Genomic DNA, 16,362 nt, shown 5'->3' on the forward strand with positions numbered 1-16,362 from the left:
ACAAAGTTAGAAATAAGAATTAAATTTTTAAAGACGCTTTTTCCCGGGGATGACCAATAAGACTATGCCAACTAAACTTAATAGCAGAGTGAAGATTACTAAGATGTCGCCATTGCCGGTATAAAATGTAATATTCTCATTGAGATTAATTTCCTGAGTAAGCGCAGCCGGCACCCACCATGCTGTCTGCTGGACAATATCTCCTCTCTGATTTATGAAAGCAGAGATTCCGGTGTTAGCGGCACGGGCGATCCATCTGCGGTTTTCAATAGCCCTTAATTTAGCATAATCCAGGTGTTGATCTTTACCTGAAGTATTTTTCCACCAACCGTCGTTAGTAACAATGGTTATGAACTGAGCACCCTGTTTGACGTACTGTCCTACATAGTCACCCCATATCGATTCATAACATATTACTGGGGCTGCACCAATTCCGCTGCCAGCATAAAAAACACTGGGTTCATCCTGCTTTCCATATCCTCCGGTTGTTCCGCCAAATTGGGCAAATAAAGGCTTTAAGAAGCTCAATGCAGATCCGAAAGGCATCTGCTCTACGCCGGGAACCAGTTTGGATTTATGATAAAATTGTAATTTGGACGAGTTATCTATAAATACTGCTGCATTAAAATTATCTACAAATTGAGTGCCGTACGGACGTGCAGTAGCTGTACGCTGATCCGTATACATACGATAACTTTCTATTCCTGATAATACAGCACCGTTTTTATATTTGTCCAGGAAAGACGATATGTCTTCATAAGCCGGATATTGCCGGAAGTTATCTTCATCTATCCAGCCTCTCGCTGAGATTGCGGTTTCGGGCCAGACAAAGAATTCCGTGTTAGGTTTAGCTACTGATTCCGAAAGTCTGATCAGGGTTTTTAACTGTTCTTCAGGAGAAATACTTCCAAATTTTTGATAAGGATCTATATTAGGCTGTACCACCACCACCTGTGAGGGGTTAAGGTGCTCTTCATAAGTAAAGTATCGGATTAAAGATCCTCCGATTGGGATGATGAGTGTAGCTATCAGTGCAATATTAGTCCATTTTGGTTTAGTGAGCGTTTGTATATTACGTTTATGTAATACAAACAGAAAGACAAGGATATTGACTGCCCATATCCAGACAGACCCTCCGTATACACCTGTCCACTCGTACCATTGGATAAGGGGATGTGTTGCTGCAAAGCCATTTCCCAGCGTCATCCACGGAAAAGCGAGATCCCACCATTGGTGCAGATATTCATAGCATATCCAAAAGGCCGTAAGCCCAACCAATGAGCGTCCAAGAGACTGTTTTTTCCGGAGTCTGTAGTATAGTCCGAAAACTATAGTCATTAACAATGGTGCAAGTCCAAAAGGAATAAGGGAGATTGGTAATGCTGCATAGGCCGGAAGCCCTGCACTCATGGCATTATATACCCAATAGATACTTGCTGTATTCCACAGAAAACCTGTCATGAAAGCAAGTCCTACTATTTTTCGCCCTTTTTTTACCTCATTGCTTCGCATTACATTTTCTACCGCAAGTAGTAAGGGTACAAATGCAATTAATAGCAAGGGCCCTGTATAAGGTATGGGAGGCCATGCCACCCAAAGTAAAAAGGCACTTAAAAGTGCCAGTAAATAGTTATTTTTCACTTACTACAGTTGAGACAATAGTTCATTCTTTTTGTTTTCGTACTCCGCTTGTGTTATAAGCTGTTTATCAAACAACGATTTGAGTTTCTTCAGTTTTTGAGTGATTTCATCCTCTTCTTCTACCGGTGCAAGCGGCTCTGGTGCGGGAGGAGTATAAGAAGGCGCTACATAGCTGTTTACTACAGGTGCAGCCGGCTCTGCAGGAACTTCTTCATTAAAAGATTTGGGTTCAGCAGGAGCAGGTGTTTCTTCTTTTTTTACTTCTATAACCGGAGCAACAGGTGTTGAGATCACAATCTTTTCTTTTTCTGATTGTAATTCTTCCTTTTTGCTGTTTTCTAAAGCTCCCTTTATAAGCTGATAAAGCTTACGTGCCTGAATTTTTGGGATATAATCAATACTCAGATTTTCACCTGTAAAGGGAATTACAGTTACTTTAGATCCGAAGATTTCCTCTTTAAATGCAATATCCTTGATATCTTTCCAGCTGAAAATCTCAAAATTGGTCGCCAGACCAAGTTTAGTGAACTCACACAGAAAGATACGCTTACTGCTCACTGCAATACTATCCGGTAATATGGTCACCGCAGGTTTTTTCTGCAAGGCGATGTAATCGATCTGTTCACCTGACGTGAGCATATCCTTTAACTTGTCTACTAATTTCTCTACTACCTTGACGTCTTGTCCGTCTTGTATATATTTATCAATAATCATTTTCTAAATTATTTGAATGAATAACAAAATATGATAACTATTCTAATCCTGCAATACAAATTACAAATTCTCCCTTAATTGGATTGTTTTCGAAATGTAATTTTAAAGATGCTAATGTTCCCCTAACATTTTCTTCATACATTTTGCTCAGCTCACGGGAAACAGAACCTTGCCTTTCTTCACCAAAAATGGCAATAAATTCATCGATAGATTTGAGCAGACGATGTGGCGACTCATAAAAAATCATAGTGCGTTTTTCATCGGCAAGATTTTTTAATCTGGTTTGTCTTCCTTTTTTGACGGGAAGGAAACCCTCAAAGCAAAACCTGTCATTTGGCAAGCCTGAATTCACCAGTGCAGGTACAAATGCTGTAGCCCCCGGCAGACATTGTACTTCAAGACCCTCTTTCAGGGCAGCTCTGACTAATAAAAAACCAGGATCGGAAATCGCAGGAGTACCAGCGTCAGAAATCAGTGCAATCTGCTGTCCCTCTTTAAGAAACCTGATAATCTCCGTTACGGCTTTATGTTCATTATGCTGATGATGAGCAAAAACCTTTTTATCAATTCCAAAGTGTTTGAGTAAGGGTGCAGAAGTCCGCGTATCTTCTGCGAGAATCAGATCAGCTTCTTTCAACACACGAATAGCACGGAAAGTCATATCCTCAAGATTGCCAATTGGCGTGGGAACTAAATATAACATAGTCAAAGGTAAAGGTTTTTTGTGAAAAGACGTATGTTGCAGTTAAGGGACTTTTTATTTGGGCAAATACAGCCTGACGGGTAAGTAATAAGGACTCAATTTTAACCTTTTATGAATTCATTTTCTGTATATTCTTAGCTCTTCTTATCTTTGGTCATTATTAAATACATAAACAGTATGTTGCAATTAAATTATATCCGTGAAAACAGGGATAAGGTAATCGAAAGATTAGGGGTGAAAAACTTCAAAGAATTAGGTTTGGTTGACGAAATCATCGCTTTGGATGAGTTGCGTCGCAAAACTCAGTCGGAGTCAGATTCCCTTTCAGCAGAAGCCAATGCTGCCGCAAAACAAATAGGAGATTTGATGCGTCAAGGTAAAAAAGAAGAAGCTGAAACTGTAAAATCTCAATCGTCCGGATATAAAGAACAAGTAAAACAACTGACTGAAAAGCTGAGTGAAGTAGAACAGGAACTGCACAATAAAATTGTACAATTACCTAACTTGCCACATAGTTCAGTTCCTCTAGGAGTAGCTGCGGAAGATAATGAAGTGATTTATACAGCAGGTGATGTACCTAGTCTGGATGAAGATGCTTTACCGCATTGGGAGCTGGCTGCAAAATATGATATTATTGATTTCGAATTGGGCACAAAGGTCGCTGGAGCAGGATTTCCGGTGTATAAGGGAAAAGGAGCGAGGTTACAACGTGCGTTGATTAATTTCTTTCTGGATCAGGCCGCAGAAGTGGGGTATAAAGAAGTGCAGGTCCCTATCGTAGTGAACGAAGCTTCCGGTTTCGGAACAGGGCAGCTTCCTGACAAAGAAGGGCAGATGTATCATGTAGGACAGGATGATCTTTATCTGATCCCGACAGCAGAAGTGCCGGTGACGAATATGTACAGAGACGTTATTGTAAAAGCGGAAGATTTTCCGATCCGTCATTGTGCTTATACGCCGTGTTTCCGCAGAGAAGCAGGTTCTTATGGAGCACACGTACGGGGACTGAACAGACTGCATCAATTTGATAAAGTGGAGGCAGTACAGATTGTGCATCCTGACCAATCCTATGAAGTCATAGAAGAGATGTGTAAATATGTACAAGGACTATTGGAAAAACTGGAATTGCCATACCGTGTACTGCGTCTTTGCGGTGGCGACATGAGCTTTACAGCTTCATTGACATACGATCTTGAAGTATACAGCACAGCACAAAAAAGATGGCTGGAAGTTTCTTCTGTTTCTAATTTTGAAACTTATCAGGCAAACCGTCTGAAAGTACGCTTCAAAAATGAAGAAGGTAAAATGCAATTAGCCCATACATTAAACGGATCTGCACTTGCACTTCCACGTATAGTGGCTTCCTTACTTGAAAATAATCAGACAGGCAAAGGAATTAAAGTTCCGGCAGCTCTGGTACCGTATACAGGATTTGAGTATATCGACTAAAGAAAAATGGTGGGATAATTTTATCCCACCATTTTTCTTTAACTCAGTGTCTTAATTCTGCCGAGGCTCCATTCGTACCAGATACTGATCCTGATCATCTTCAAACAGGATCTGAACAACCCAGTTTTCTTCACGTGCCACTTTGATCAGCGTTTGCTGGTCCAGGTAAAGCCATTTAAACGAAGCTCCTTTTACTCCCCTGTATTCATACTGATAATTGATCTCACCAAAATAATAATCAGGCTTTTTGATGTGATATTCCTCATACAAATATGAAATGTCTGAGGAGTCAAACAAAAGTTGACCACGATCGGCCAATAGCGATTTGGCGTGTCTGAGTAATTTCCTGAATCCTTCCAGATCACCTGCCAGTCCTATACCATTCATCAGAAATAATAAGGTATTAAATTTCTGATCCTTCAGATTAAAGATATCATCGTTTATAATCGTATCTACACCTCTTTGCTTCATAATATGAGATGCCGTCTCTGATATTTCCAGAGCTTCCACCTCAAACCCTTTTTGCTGAAGGTATAAAGCGTGTACACCTGTGCCAGCTCCGACATCCAATACTTTACCATCACATAATGAAAGTGCAATAAATTCTAACTCTGTAAAATCTTCTTCTTCCCGGAAGAATATATCTACCGGCATTTCTTCTATATCCCCATAACTGCTATGCAAAAGAAGGGGAGACGCTGTCTCACCCGTTGCAAAATATTCCTGAAGAGCCTCTCCGTATACATCTCTATTCATCAGTCTTCTATCATTAATATTTTTTTCGCCAGATAGATGGATTCCGGATCTCCTGTGTGTTTCTTGGGTTCATCGGATAATTTGATGACCGGAGTCCATTCTCCTTCTTCCGGATAAGCTTCTGTCATCTTGAGTACAATATTCATTGCCGGAAGACCCGCATCATTAGTAAAGTTGGTACCTATGCCAAAAGAATAGCCGATCTTGCCTTTACAGTATGCTGATATTTTTTCCACTTTGTCATAATCCAGACCATCGGAAAAAGTGATCGTCTTGGAAAGCGGATTAATGCCGTTTCTAACATAATGGGCTATCGTTTTGTCTGCAAACACTAAGGGGTCACCGCTGTCATGTCTTACACCATCAAATAACTTGGTTAGTTTTTTGTCAAACTGTTTGAAAAAAACATCCGTCGTATAGGTGTCGGCAAGTGCTATTCCCAGATCTCCACGATAGACATCAGACCAGTGTTCTAATCCTAAATGATTAGCCATCTTGTAACCATATTTGGCAGCATGGAACATAAACCATTCATGTGCATGTGTACCAATAGGTTTTATTTTATGTAGTTGAGCAAGATGTACATTGCTGGAGCCGATAAAAGTACCCTGACCATATTTTTTTAAAGTTTCTACGATCAGATTGTGTACATAATAAGAGTGACGTCTGCGTGTACCGAAGTCCGCAATCGTAATTCCCAGTTTATCGTATTTCAGGATTTTGTCTTTAGCAATAGAAATGACTTCGCTATCCTCCAGCCTTTGGGCTCCGGTAGCTTCATAAAACAATTCACAGATAAGTGACATAATAGGCACTTCCCAAAGAATAGTACGGTACCAATACCCTTCAATCGTAACTGAAATATCTGTACCATCCTGCAATACCGTTACCTCATCCGGATCATAGCGGTACCCCTCCAGAAAATCAAAATATGTAGGATCAATATAAGGACAGTTTTCAGCAAAAAACGACTTTTCCGATTTTGTGAGTTTCAGTTTAGCCATCTCATGAATAGCTTCAGTAAGTAACTTGTCAAAACCGGGAGGAAACTTATGCTGACCTCTGTTGATAAACTGATAACGTGCTCTCGCCTTTGGAAACAATTTGACCACTGCAAATTGCATGGTAAACTTGTAGAAATCGTTATCAAGTATAGATGTTAATTTCGCCATTCTGTATGCTTGCAATACTATATTTTGTGTTAAAAGAGATTAAAAGTACAAAAAGTTATCACAAAGTATTGTTTTTTGAACGTAATTAAATGCCAGCAAAAAAGGCATTGCATAAATGCAATACCTCTTTCTCACAAATTTATTTCAATTAAATATTCTTTTTCTAACGACCTCTGTTGCTTCTGCTGCTTCCTGAAGATACTGTGCCTCTTTCCGTACGATTCGGCGCAGGACTAGCTGTTCTTTGTTCGCTTCCTCTGCTACTTGCCTGTTGGTATTGAGGAGCTCTTTCTGCAGATCTGCTGCGTCCTCTGTTCTCCATTTGAGGTTGTGAATTTCCTCTTTCAATGGAAGGACGGTTTTGAGGAGCAGATTCTCTTCTTTGTATATTTTCATTTGACTGTCCGCGTGACGATCTTGGTTGCCTTTCCATAGATTGATTTCGTCTTTCTACACGATTTTGTTCTACAGTTGAGGCTTCACGTTGACTGGAGCGATCCTGTCTGTTTCCGGCCTGACGTTCGGAAGGACGGGAAGTTTGGATGTCACTGTTACGTTGTACTTCTCTGTTTCTTTCCGTACGGGTTGTATTTCCGTTGTTGTCATTGCTTCTTGGTCTGGAGTTACTTCCATTTTGCAATGTTGCATTTCCTTCTTTGTCAATATAGAGCGTCCGGCTGCCTCGTTCTGTACGATTAGAGGAGATATCTGTACTGCGGCTGCTTCGGTCACCTGCATTTCTGCTTCTGTCAACACCTGTATTAGCTCTGGTAGACTCGCGGTCTCCTCTGCTTGCCTGACGATCACTGCTACGGCTGTCACCTCTGTCCGGACGATAGATAGATACCGAACGGCTATCTACACTGGATCTTCCCGGACGATCACTTGTTCTCATATTTCGTACTGTGACACTACGTCCGCTAGAGCGTTCCATGTCCCTGCGGGATGGTCCGCCATAATAGTGGTTATTATTGACAACATAAGTATTATGAACGATGGTTGTTCTGTTATACACACGTCCGTAATCATGTACATAATGATTATGGAAATGACGGTCAAAGATATAACGGGAAGGAAGGAATACCCATAAGTTACCAATGCCAATATTGATGTTTACATTTACAGAAGGCATCATTGGTGCCCAACCGTAATATCCGTTACCCGAACGCCAGTCCACCCAGGCTGGTCCCCATTCGTATCCTGGAATCCATCCCCATCCGCGGTAATTGGAATATACCCAACGACCGTAATGAAAAGGCGCCCAGCCCCATGCATAATCCGACACCCATGTATTTCCATATTCTGTCATTGCCCAGTATCCATTACTGGAATAGGGTCTGAAATCGCGTCCTGCATCAGGATACCATACTTCACCATATGTAGGATCATCATCCCAGTTACCATAAGGAGATAACTCATCATAGAACAGATCCAGTGATACCCCCCCTCTTACCTGAGCACTGGCTGCAGATATCGAAAAAAGGCTTACAAGACCAAATATGGTCATTATAAATAATGTTGATTTTTTTAGCCCTTTCATATTCTTCAATTTAAAAGATGAATCCTTTTGTTAATTTTATCTGTAGGACTGCGCACATCTGAATAGGTTTAAAATGGAGACCCTTTAATTTTTATTTCTGCCTGATCAAACAAATTGGCCGGCATTTTGTCATTGAAATATGTTAATTGAAAAGTAAAGGTGTTTTTGGTCTTTTTTGATTAGAATGAAAAGTAGAAATTAGTACCTTTACACCCTGTTTAAAGAGAGTATACATTGAATAGTACAAGCAATTTGTTGCGTAAATGAAAAATAAAGTAAGAAATTTACTTATAGAGTTTGCTAACATCCACCGTTTTTTGATGCGGTTTTTGAAGGAAGTAGTAAGTCCTCCGTTTGAGATAAAAGAGATTATCCGTCAATGCTACGAAATAGGCTGGCGTTCTTTACCCTTGATCAGTGTTACTGGTTTTATTGTTGGTTTTGTGTTTACAAAACAATCCAGACCTTCATTGGAAGAGTTCGGAGCAACATCCTGGTTACCGTCATTAATTTCCATTGCCATTATCCGGGCACTGGCTCCTCTGGTGACAGCGTTGATTGCTTCCGGTAAGGTTGGTTCACAGATTGGTGCTGAGTTAAGTTCAATGAATGTTACTGAACAGATTGATGCCATGGAAGTATCCGGTACAAATCCGTTCAAATTTCTGATTGTGAGCCGTATATGGGCTACTACTATTGGTATTCCTATTCTTTGTTTCTACACTGCAGGTATAGGCCTTTTGGGAGGTTATTTAAGTATAGCGAGTAAAGATGATGTCAGTTTTCTAAGCTTTTTTACACAGGTATTTGAAGCGATCGCTTATAAAGATATTTTTGCGATGGTATTTAGAGCCGTTGTATTTGGATTTACGATTGGTGCAGTCAGTAGTTATTGTGGATATTTTTCGTCAAAAGGAACCGAAGGTGTCGGAAAAGCAGCCAACAGTGCTGTAGTTGCTTCGATGTTTATTGTGTTTATTGAGGAGATATTGATTGTTCAAATTTTAGCTGCTTTTACGTAATATGGAAAAGAAGCACGATTATAATATTGATTACAATGACGTGGTTATTGATGTTAAGAATGTCAGTAAGTCATTCGGAACACTTGACGTCCTGCGTGATGTAAACCTGCAGCTTTTCAACGGAGAGAATCTGGTGGTTCTGGGACGCTCGGGGACAGGTAAGTCAGTTCTGATTAAGCTGATTTCTGGATTATTGGAACCAGATCAGGGAAGTATTCAGGTGATGGGTGAATCTGTCACTGAGCTGGGTGTGAAAGAATTACAACAACTCCGTCTTAAAATAGGTTTTTCTTTTCAGAACAGTGCCCTGTATGATAGTATGACGGTACGGGAGAATCTGGAATTTCCATTAGTACGAAATAAAAGAAACCTGACACGCGCAGAGATCGATGCAGAAGTGGAAGATGTGCTGGAAGGTGTAGGGCTATCTCAGGCGATCAATCAGATGCCTTCTGAATTGTCAGGAGGTCAGCGTAAACGTATCGGTATTGCCCGGACTCTGATATTGAGACCTGATATTATGATGTATGATGAGCCTACAGCAGGATTAGATCCTATCACTTGTCTTGAGATTAACAGTCTTATAAATGAGGTACAGGAAAAATATAAAACTTCCTCTATTATTATCACCCATGATTTGGCTTGTGCCAAAACTGTAGGTGACCGTATTGTGATGCTACTGGATGGCAGATTTGAAAGACAGGGAAGTTTTAATGAAATATTTGACACAGATGATAAACGTGTGAAAGCGTTTTATGATTACAATTTTATAGTTTAAAAAATATGAGCGCAGCAGACAATAAACGCACATTAGTAGTAGGTCTATTTGTTCTTATCGGCTTGATTATCCTCGTAGCCGGTATATTGACATTGGGAGGACAACAGAAGAAGTTTACAAAGACATTGACTGTTACAACAGAATTTGAGGATGTAAAAGGGTTGAAAATTGGTAATAACGTCTGGTTTTCGGGTGTAAAGGTTGGTATAGTAAAAGACATCTCTTTTGAAAGCATTAAATATGTAAAAGTGGTGATGAGTATCGAAGCTAAATCCAGCGAATTTATTCGTAAAGATGCGGTTGCTAAATTAGGATCTGACGGTCTTATCGGTAATTCTATTATTACACTCGTAGGAGGTTCGCAGACCGCTCAGCCCATTGAGGACGGAGATATTCTCCACTCAGCAAAAGGTACCGATATGGAAGCTATGATGGCCACACTATCTGTCAATAATGATAATCTTGTTGAGATTACGCGTAATTTTGCAGTGTTATCCCAGAATCTGGTGGATGGCAAAGGAATGGTCGGTGCGATGTTGACAGACTCTACTATGGTGGTCTCATTAAGCAAATCGTTAGATAATTTGAATAAACTGATGACGAATGCTAATCAGGCTTCAAATAATCTGGTTGCTGTAACAAATAAACTCAACAGTAATCAGGGACTAATTCATCAGCTTTCGACAGATACAGCCGTATTTGCCAGTCTGAGAGAATCAGCTGCACAATTGCAGGGGGTAACACAGACAGCAAGTGCGCTGATGAGCAATCTTAACGCTACATCTGCCCGTCTGAATGATAAAAACAATGTAGTTGGAGCCTTGACAAATGATCCTGAAGGTGCAGCAGAAATCAAACAGATTCTACGTAATCTGAATCTGAGTACCGCCAAACTGGATCAGAATATGGAAGCCATGCAGAGTAACTTTCTGTTAAGAGGTTTCTTTAAAAAACAACAGAAAGAACAAGAAAAGGCCAAAGCCGATAGTTTAAAAGCCTTATCAGGAAGTTCAAAATAAGCCTTTCTATAGTTTAGAAAACAGAAAAATTCTAAGTCAATCCCGAAACCTGTCTTTTATTAACAGACAAGTTTCGGGATTTTTATTTGAGGTAAGAAAATCCTATTTGCATATTGAAATCTATTCCGTATGCTCTTTTTGGTTTATTTGAGCTATTTTTGTACTCGATTTATATTATTATGCAGATTACGGATAAAGATGTTATCTATGAGGACAATCACCTCATAGCAATTAATAAGCGTGCCGGTGATATAGTGCAGGTGGATGATTCGGGCGATAAATCTTTGGATATGATGGTCAAAGAATACCTGGAGCGTAAATATGAAAAGCCAAATGCATTTATAGGTGTGATACATCGTCTGGACAGACCGGTTAGCGGGTTGATTGTTTTTGCGAAGACCAGTAAAGGGCTGGATCGTATGAACAAGTTGTTTCATGACCGCGATGTAGAAAAATCTTATCTGGCAGTGGTACGAAATAAACCTGAGCAGATGTCAGGTAAGCTACAGAATTGGTTAGTCCGGGACCGCAAAAAAATGATTACAAAGGCGTATAACAGAGAAATAAAAGGAAGCAGTTATGCTGAATTAGATTATAAGGTTATCGGCGAACTGGATGGGTATTATCTGCTTCATGTGAAACCCAAAACTGGGCGTACGCATCAGATCAGGGTGCAATTGTCAACGATGGGATGTCCTATTGTCGGAGATAATAAATATGGCTATCCACGCGGAAGTCTGCGCAGAAGTATCTGCTTACATTCCCGAAGTTTATCTTTTGTTCATCCTGTCAAAGATGAGCCCATGAAACTTGTAGCAGGCCTGCCGGTAGATGGTTTCTGGGAAAAATTTAATGTATTACTGTAATCGGTTTAAAAATAATTAACTTTGTGATATGAAAATAGTTAAGCACTTTTTTGTTCTTATTTCTTGTGTGCTGTTATGGATCGGAACCCCACATTCTACAGTACAGGCACAATGTGCAATGTGTTCTCTTAATGCGGAGAACGGTACAAAAAATGGTAATACACAAGGTAACGGACTGAATGATGGTGTATTATTCCTGTTGGGCGTACCCCTTATCATTGTTGCAGGAGTGGGATTTCTGTGGTACAAGAAGTTCCGTAAACAGAATGACGAGAAAGTTTATTTTTAACGAATGGCTACATCCAGATTTTCTGCTCTTACACATTCTAAATGTCCGCGTTGTCGCGTAGGTAAAGTTTTTGAAGGTAAGGCTTACGGATTCCGTAAACAAAAGATGAATGATTTTTGTCCTGTCTGTGGGGTCAAATTTGAGGTAGAACCGGGTTATTTCTATGCAGCGATGTATGTCAGCTATGCATTTTCTGTAGCTCAGATAGTGAGTCTTGCCGTGGCGACCTATATTATCACCAAGAGTGAATCTCCTTGGTTGTATTTGGGAGTTCTGTTCTTTACTACGCTGATTTTTGCCCCTTTTAATTTCAGATATTCCAGATTAGTACTGTTACATTATATGACTCCCAAGATTACCTATAACCCAAGGTATGAGGAAGAAGCTGCGAATATAGAAAAGTAATACGTACTACAAGTATTTCATAACACTGTCGAATATAAAAGCTTTTCCGTGGTAGGAGGTTGCGATGAATTCCTGAAACGGTGCCAGGTATTTCGCATTAAAGCTCTCAATGTCCTGCTCACTTTCTACCACCAGTTGAATACAGTGTGTTTGGCCCTCATGTGGTGAATTCAATAATGCTAAGAATTTGGTCGGATATTCGTTTTGACTCAGAATTCCTGCTTTTACCCAATCCATTATTTCGGCATGAACTGAATCTTCTGTGATGATGGAGATGTTATATAAATACATAATGCAAATGTACCAACAATTGTTGATAGCTCTGATTCTGTATCCGGTTTTATGTAAAAATAAGGTTGCATATCCTTGAGTTGTCGTTAATAATTTGAATATTTGAAACAGGGACTTCTAATATATGGGTAAAATAGTTTTAAATGCAATTGCGGGTCTGTTATTGTTGATCGGGATAGGTTGCACAAACAAAAGTGACAGCAAATTAATCCCGGTACAGGATTTTTTTGCCATACCCGAAAAAACTAACTTTAAAATCTCTCCTGACGGAAAACAGATTGCATATCTGGGGCTGGAGAATCATTGTAAAAATATTTTTATCCTTAATCTGGAGGATAAATCCAAATCAAAACAGCTTACTTATCAGGCTGATATGAATGTTCAGTATTTCTTCTGGGCAAATAAAGATAAAATCGTTTATTCCAATACGCAGTCTCCCGAAGACAGTTTGAGGTTATTTGCCATTGATGTGCATACGGAAGCATCTGTTCCGCTTTTTAAACCCTTAAAAAGAAGACTCAGATGGGTTAATCCCATTGTATTAAGAGATAACAGTCTGCTGGCAGCAATTAATGAGCGTGATTCATCTGTTTTTGATGTTTACAGGGTATTTCTGGATGGCCGACCTAAACAGCTGTTAGATAAAAACCCTGGTAACGTTATTTCCTGGTACGGTTCGCCTGACGGTGAAGTTCGTCTGGCGTTGACCAGCGATAGTGTAGAAGAATCTATTCTGTACCGTCCGAACCAGAAAACTCCTTTTAAAGAGATTGTAACCAATGATTTTGAGACTAATATTCTGCCATTAGGATTTGTAAAGGGATCTTCCTCTAAGATTTATGCGCTTTCGAATGTAGGTCGTGATAAGCTGACCCTGGTCGAATATGACGCCTCAAGCGGAACAGAAATAAAAGAAATATTTGGTCATCCTGATGTCGATCTCAATTCGACCGGCTATTCCAATGAATTGAATGAGATGGTATACGCCGGTTTTGCGCTTAAGAAAGAAACACGTGTGTTTTTTAACGAGAAGGTCAAACAGGTAAATGATCGGATCAGGGCAAAAGTAGATCAGGCTGAGATTGAGTTTATAGACCGTGACTCTTCATTGAATCATTTTATTTTTAAAAGCTACACAGATCAAAATCCTGGAGCGATCTATTATTATAATGTCGCAGAGGATAAATTAATGAAACTGGCAGACCTGAATCCTAAGATTGCTAATCGTCAGATGTCAGCGATGGAACCTATGACTTATCAGACAAGGGACGGACTGACCATTCAGGGATATATCACTTATCCGTTAAATAAGGATAGGAAGAACCTCCCTGTCGTAGTTATTCCACATGATGGTCCTAACGGACGTGTCGATTGGGGATTCCAGCCTGAAGTGCAATTTCTGGCGAGCCGGGGTTATGTTGTCTTTCAGATGAATTACCGCGGTTCTGTAGGGTACGGTAAGAAATTCTGGGTTTCAGGTTTCAAAGAGTGGGGCGGAAAGATCCAGAATGATATTACAGACGGTGTCATGCTGCTTATTCATGAGGGTATTGCAGATCGTAATAAGATCGCAATTATGGGGAATGGCTTTGGGGGCTATTCGGCATTATATGCGGCCTGTTTTAACTCTTCTTTGTACGCTTGTGCTATTTCAAATTCAGGTTATACTAATCTGTTTACCTATTTTAAACAAGTGCCTCCTTATTTCAAACCTTATGTCCAGTTTTATTATCAGGTTGTGGGGAATCCGGAGACCGAATCAGATCTCTTTAAAGCTATTTCACCTGTTTTTCATTCGGATAAAGTAAAAATACCTATTTTTATGGTTCAGGGCGGACGTGACAAGTTCAGTTCTGTAAATGATGCAAATCAATTTGTGCAACGTCTTAAAAATAACAATGTGCCTGTGCAGTATATTGTTAAGGATGATGAAGGAAGACGATTTAAAAATGAAGAGAACATTGTCTCTTATTACCAGGAGATGGAAGTCTTTCTGAACAAATATTTAAAATAATCCTGAATCTTAATATGCACGAGACTTATATCATATGAGTACTTCAACAAAGTATACATACCGTAAAAATATTGGTTTACTTATTGCCTTTGTGGTATTTGTAACCATACTTTATGTGGTGTCTGTATTCTTTGCACGAACGATGATCTCCAATTTTGTGGATAGCGAATTTGCGAACCGCAAGGTAGAGGTGTATGATAAATCTTTAGTGCCTTTTAATGACTTCTTCCAAAACAGAATTCCTGAAATTTCGTATTATCAGGGGTTTCTTGATACAAATGAAGCGAAGGGTATGATCGATAATATTCTGCGCAAATATCCTTTCGTCAGAGAAACAATGTTTTATGATATCGCTATTACAAATGATGAAGAAGAAGGATATGAGATCAAATACAATAATCTGCTTATACAGTCCAGATCTGTATTTTCTTATTCGCTAAATGAAAATCATCATCTGATATCAAAGCGTCTGGAAGATAATAATCTCAAAAATTATTCGGACGACTTTAATAATATGACCGTCAAGCTGGTCAGTTTTCTGGACCGGGTAAATGATTCGACAAAGCTTACTGATAATTTGATCTTTAAGATCTTTTACGATATGACGCCCGGAAAGATCGCATATATGAATATTCCACGTATCGGCGATCTGGTTTCCTATCGTGAATTGTTAAGAGGAGCTATCAAACAGCCTGTTAGTTATGATCAGGATCTTTTTGTCTTCTATATAGATCCACGTAAGATCAGAATTACCAATGTCTATCCTAATCTATATGAAAATATAGAAATCGTACCCCTGGTAAGTGTCAATCTGACTGGTGAGAAGCCGTATCTGTATACAGAAGTTTCGCTTCCGGGCGCCCTTTCAGACTACAAGATTACCTTCAGTACATCAGAATCCTTTATTAAAAAAGAGACTAATCGTCGATTTGCTCCTGTTGTACTTGGTATATCATTATTATATATTATTCTGCTGCTAATTGCATATCTTATCTATAGAAATGTGATGATCAATAGCAGGCTTTACCGCTTGCAATATGACTTTATTAATAACCTCACACATGAGTTTAAGACACCCGTAAGTGTTATCAAAATTGCCGGTAACAACATAAAAAGTGCGGAGAAGATCAGTGATGAAGAGCGGACTATGTATGGTAAGATTCTGGATCAGGAAGCCGACAAGCTCAATAGCCTGATGAATAAATTATTGTCATTTACACAAATTGAAAATAAATCCATAAAATTCAAAAGAGAACGGGTAGATTTAAAAGAATTATGTGAAACGATATTTTCAGCTACTAAGATCAGCTATCCGGACCTTAAACTATCTTACCGGATTACAGTCAAAAATGATATGATAACTGATCCGGTATTGTTATCAAGTGTTTTTCAAAATCTGATTGATAATGCGTATAAATATTCTAATCCTTCAAACAAAGTTTTAGATGTTGATATACAACAAAATAAAAAAAATTTTGTTATCATATTCAGGGATGAAGGAATAGGCATTAATAAACAAGAATACCAGAATATATTTAAGAAGTTTTATAGAGTAAAGAATCAATATAATCAACAGGGAAGTATAGGTCTTGGGTTGGCATTTTGCAAGGAGATTACTGAATTTATGGGAGGTGATATCCGTGTAGATAGCCAACTTGGTAAGGGGACTACCTTTACTTTGACGTTCCCGGTCTAAAATAATG

General features: G+C 39.3%; 16 protein-coding genes. 9 read left to right on the forward strand and 7 right to left on the reverse strand.

Annotated features, from left to right (window positions below; genetic code table 11):
• Positions 1 to 27 precede the first annotated feature (27 nt).
• Genes lnt through rsmI form a run of 3 tightly spaced genes read right to left on the reverse strand, consistent with a single transcriptional unit; the run spans position 28 to position 3,058 of the window.
• Positions 28 to 1,641, reverse strand: a complete 1,614-nt coding sequence (gene lnt / locus I6J02_RS11320) for an apolipoprotein N-acyltransferase (protein WP_201678107.1) — start codon at positions 1,639 to 1,641, stop codon at positions 28 to 30.
• 3 nt (positions 1,642 to 1,644) lie between these two features.
• Positions 1,645 to 2,355: a PH domain-containing protein gene (locus I6J02_RS11325; protein ID WP_201678108.1), complete on the reverse strand. Its 711-nt coding sequence runs from the start codon at positions 2,353 to 2,355 to the stop codon at positions 1,645 to 1,647.
• 37 nt (positions 2,356 to 2,392) lie between these two features.
• Entirely contained in the window at positions 2,393 to 3,058 is a 666-nt protein-coding gene (rsmI, locus tag I6J02_RS11330) for a 16S rRNA (cytidine(1402)-2'-O)-methyltransferase (RefSeq protein ID WP_201678109.1), read from the reverse strand.
• 177 nt (positions 3,059 to 3,235) lie between these two features.
• Here rsmI and serS point away from each other — a divergent pair, with 177 nt between their 5' ends.
• Positions 3,236 to 4,507 (forward strand): serine--tRNA ligase, encoded by a 1,272-nt coding sequence (serS, locus tag I6J02_RS11335; protein WP_201678110.1) that lies wholly within the window; start codon positions 3,236 to 3,238, stop codon positions 4,505 to 4,507.
• A gap of 51 nt (positions 4,508 to 4,558) precedes the next feature.
• Here the strand turns inward: serS and I6J02_RS11340 are convergent, their stop codons facing one another.
• The 3 genes from I6J02_RS11340 to I6J02_RS11350 form a co-directional block, all read right to left on the reverse strand.
• Positions 4,559 to 5,263: a class I SAM-dependent methyltransferase gene (locus tag I6J02_RS11340; protein WP_201678111.1), complete on the reverse strand. Its 705-nt coding sequence runs from the start codon at positions 5,261 to 5,263 to the stop codon at positions 4,559 to 4,561.
• On the reverse strand, positions 5,263 to 6,435 hold the full coding sequence (pncB, locus tag I6J02_RS11345; protein ID WP_201678112.1) for a nicotinate phosphoribosyltransferase: 1,173 nt from the start codon (positions 6,433 to 6,435) through the stop codon (positions 5,263 to 5,265). The genes I6J02_RS11340 and pncB overlap by 1 nt, the downstream gene beginning before the upstream one ends.
• 163 nt (positions 6,436 to 6,598) lie before the next feature.
• A complete protein-coding gene (locus tag I6J02_RS11350; RefSeq protein ID WP_201678113.1) occupies positions 6,599 to 7,975 on the reverse strand; it encodes a DUF6600 domain-containing protein in 1,377 nt (458 codons plus the stop codon).
• Between the two features lie 263 nt (positions 7,976 to 8,238).
• Between I6J02_RS11350 and I6J02_RS11355 the strand changes: the two genes are divergently transcribed.
• The 6 genes from I6J02_RS11355 to I6J02_RS11380 all read left to right on the forward strand — a co-directional run bounded on the left by I6J02_RS11355 (position 8,239) and on the right by I6J02_RS11380 (position 12,354).
• A complete protein-coding gene (locus I6J02_RS11355; RefSeq protein WP_201678114.1) occupies positions 8,239 to 8,997 on the forward strand; it encodes an MlaE family ABC transporter permease in 759 nt (252 codons plus the stop codon).
• A gap of 1 nt (position 8,998) precedes the next feature.
• Positions 8,999 to 9,775: an ABC transporter ATP-binding protein gene (locus tag I6J02_RS11360; RefSeq protein WP_201678115.1), complete on the forward strand. Its 777-nt coding sequence runs from the start codon at positions 8,999 to 9,001 to the stop codon at positions 9,773 to 9,775.
• 5 nt (positions 9,776 to 9,780) lie between these two features.
• A complete protein-coding gene (locus I6J02_RS11365) occupies positions 9,781 to 10,794 on the forward strand; it encodes an MlaD family protein (protein ID WP_201678116.1) in 1,014 nt (337 codons plus the stop codon).
• 179 nt (positions 10,795 to 10,973) lie between these two features.
• Complete coding sequence (locus I6J02_RS11370) at positions 10,974 to 11,660, forward strand: RluA family pseudouridine synthase (RefSeq protein ID WP_201678117.1); 687 nt, start codon at positions 10,974 to 10,976, stop codon at positions 11,658 to 11,660.
• A gap of 28 nt (positions 11,661 to 11,688) precedes the next feature.
• A complete protein-coding gene (locus I6J02_RS11375) occupies positions 11,689 to 11,949 on the forward strand; it encodes a hypothetical protein (RefSeq protein WP_201678118.1) in 261 nt (86 codons plus the stop codon).
• A 3-nt stretch (positions 11,950 to 11,952) separates the two neighbouring features.
• Positions 11,953 to 12,354 (forward strand): DUF983 domain-containing protein, encoded by a 402-nt coding sequence (locus tag I6J02_RS11380; protein WP_201678119.1) that lies wholly within the window; start codon positions 11,953 to 11,955, stop codon positions 12,352 to 12,354.
• Positions 12,355 to 12,360: 6 nt separating this feature from the next.
• Here the strand turns inward: I6J02_RS11380 and I6J02_RS11385 are convergent, their stop codons facing one another.
• Positions 12,361 to 12,645 (reverse strand): DUF4286 family protein, encoded by a 285-nt coding sequence (locus tag I6J02_RS11385; RefSeq protein WP_201678120.1) that lies wholly within the window; start codon positions 12,643 to 12,645, stop codon positions 12,361 to 12,363.
• A 124-nt stretch (positions 12,646 to 12,769) separates the two neighbouring features.
• Here I6J02_RS11385 and I6J02_RS11390 point away from each other — a divergent pair, with 124 nt between their 5' ends.
• Positions 12,770 to 14,659 carry a S9 family peptidase gene (locus I6J02_RS11390; RefSeq protein ID WP_201678121.1) on the forward strand — a complete coding sequence of 630 codons (1,890 nt, stop codon included), beginning with the start codon at positions 12,770 to 12,772 and terminating at the stop codon, positions 14,657 to 14,659.
• Between the two features lie 34 nt (positions 14,660 to 14,693).
• Positions 14,694 to 16,355, forward strand: a complete 1,662-nt coding sequence (locus I6J02_RS11395; RefSeq protein ID WP_201678122.1) for a sensor histidine kinase — start codon at positions 14,694 to 14,696, stop codon at positions 16,353 to 16,355.
• Positions 16,356 to 16,362 lie beyond the last annotated feature (7 nt).

It is taken from the genome of Sphingobacterium spiritivorum (assembly GCF_016725325.1).
GTDB lineage: Bacteria > Bacteroidota > Bacteroidia > Sphingobacteriales > Sphingobacteriaceae > Sphingobacterium.

Bases quoted from the DNA above. Each gene is read 5' to 3' on its own strand.
- I6J02_RS11360 (WP_201678115.1), top strand. From the start codon at position 8,999: ATGGAAAAGAAGCACGATTATAATATTGATTACAATGACGTGGTTATT.
- I6J02_RS11355 (WP_201678114.1), top strand. From the start codon at position 8,239: ATGAAAAATAAAGTAAGAAATTTACTTATAGAGTTTGCTAACATCCAC.
- I6J02_RS11390 (WP_201678121.1), top strand. From the start codon at position 12,770: ATGGGTAAAATAGTTTTAAATGCAATTGCGGGTCTGTTATTGTTGATC.
- I6J02_RS11395 (WP_201678122.1), top strand. From the start codon at position 14,694: ATGAGTACTTCAACAAAGTATACATACCGTAAAAATATTGGTTTACTT.
- serS (WP_201678110.1), top strand. From the start codon at position 3,236: ATGTTGCAATTAAATTATATCCGTGAAAACAGGGATAAGGTAATCGAA.
- pncB (WP_201678112.1), bottom strand. From the start codon at position 6,435: ATGGCGAAATTAACATCTATACTTGATAACGATTTCTACAAGTTTACC.
- I6J02_RS11350 (WP_201678113.1), bottom strand. From the start codon at position 7,975: ATGAAAGGGCTAAAAAAATCAACATTATTTATAATGACCATATTTGGT.
- I6J02_RS11365 (WP_201678116.1), top strand. From the start codon at position 9,781: ATGAGCGCAGCAGACAATAAACGCACATTAGTAGTAGGTCTATTTGTT.
- I6J02_RS11375 (WP_201678118.1), top strand. From the start codon at position 11,689: ATGAAAATAGTTAAGCACTTTTTTGTTCTTATTTCTTGTGTGCTGTTA.
- rsmI (WP_201678109.1), bottom strand. From the start codon at position 3,058: ATGTTATATTTAGTTCCCACGCCAATTGGCAATCTTGAGGATATGACT.
- I6J02_RS11325 (WP_201678108.1), bottom strand. From the start codon at position 2,355: ATGATTATTGATAAATATATACAAGACGGACAAGACGTCAAGGTAGTA.
- I6J02_RS11370 (WP_201678117.1), top strand. From the start codon at position 10,974: ATGCAGATTACGGATAAAGATGTTATCTATGAGGACAATCACCTCATA.
- I6J02_RS11380 (WP_201678119.1), top strand. From the start codon at position 11,953: ATGGCTACATCCAGATTTTCTGCTCTTACACATTCTAAATGTCCGCGT.
- I6J02_RS11340 (WP_201678111.1), bottom strand. From the start codon at position 5,263: ATGAATAGAGATGTATACGGAGAGGCTCTTCAGGAATATTTTGCAACG.
- I6J02_RS11385 (WP_201678120.1), bottom strand. From the start codon at position 12,645: ATGTATTTATATAACATCTCCATCATCACAGAAGATTCAGTTCATGCC.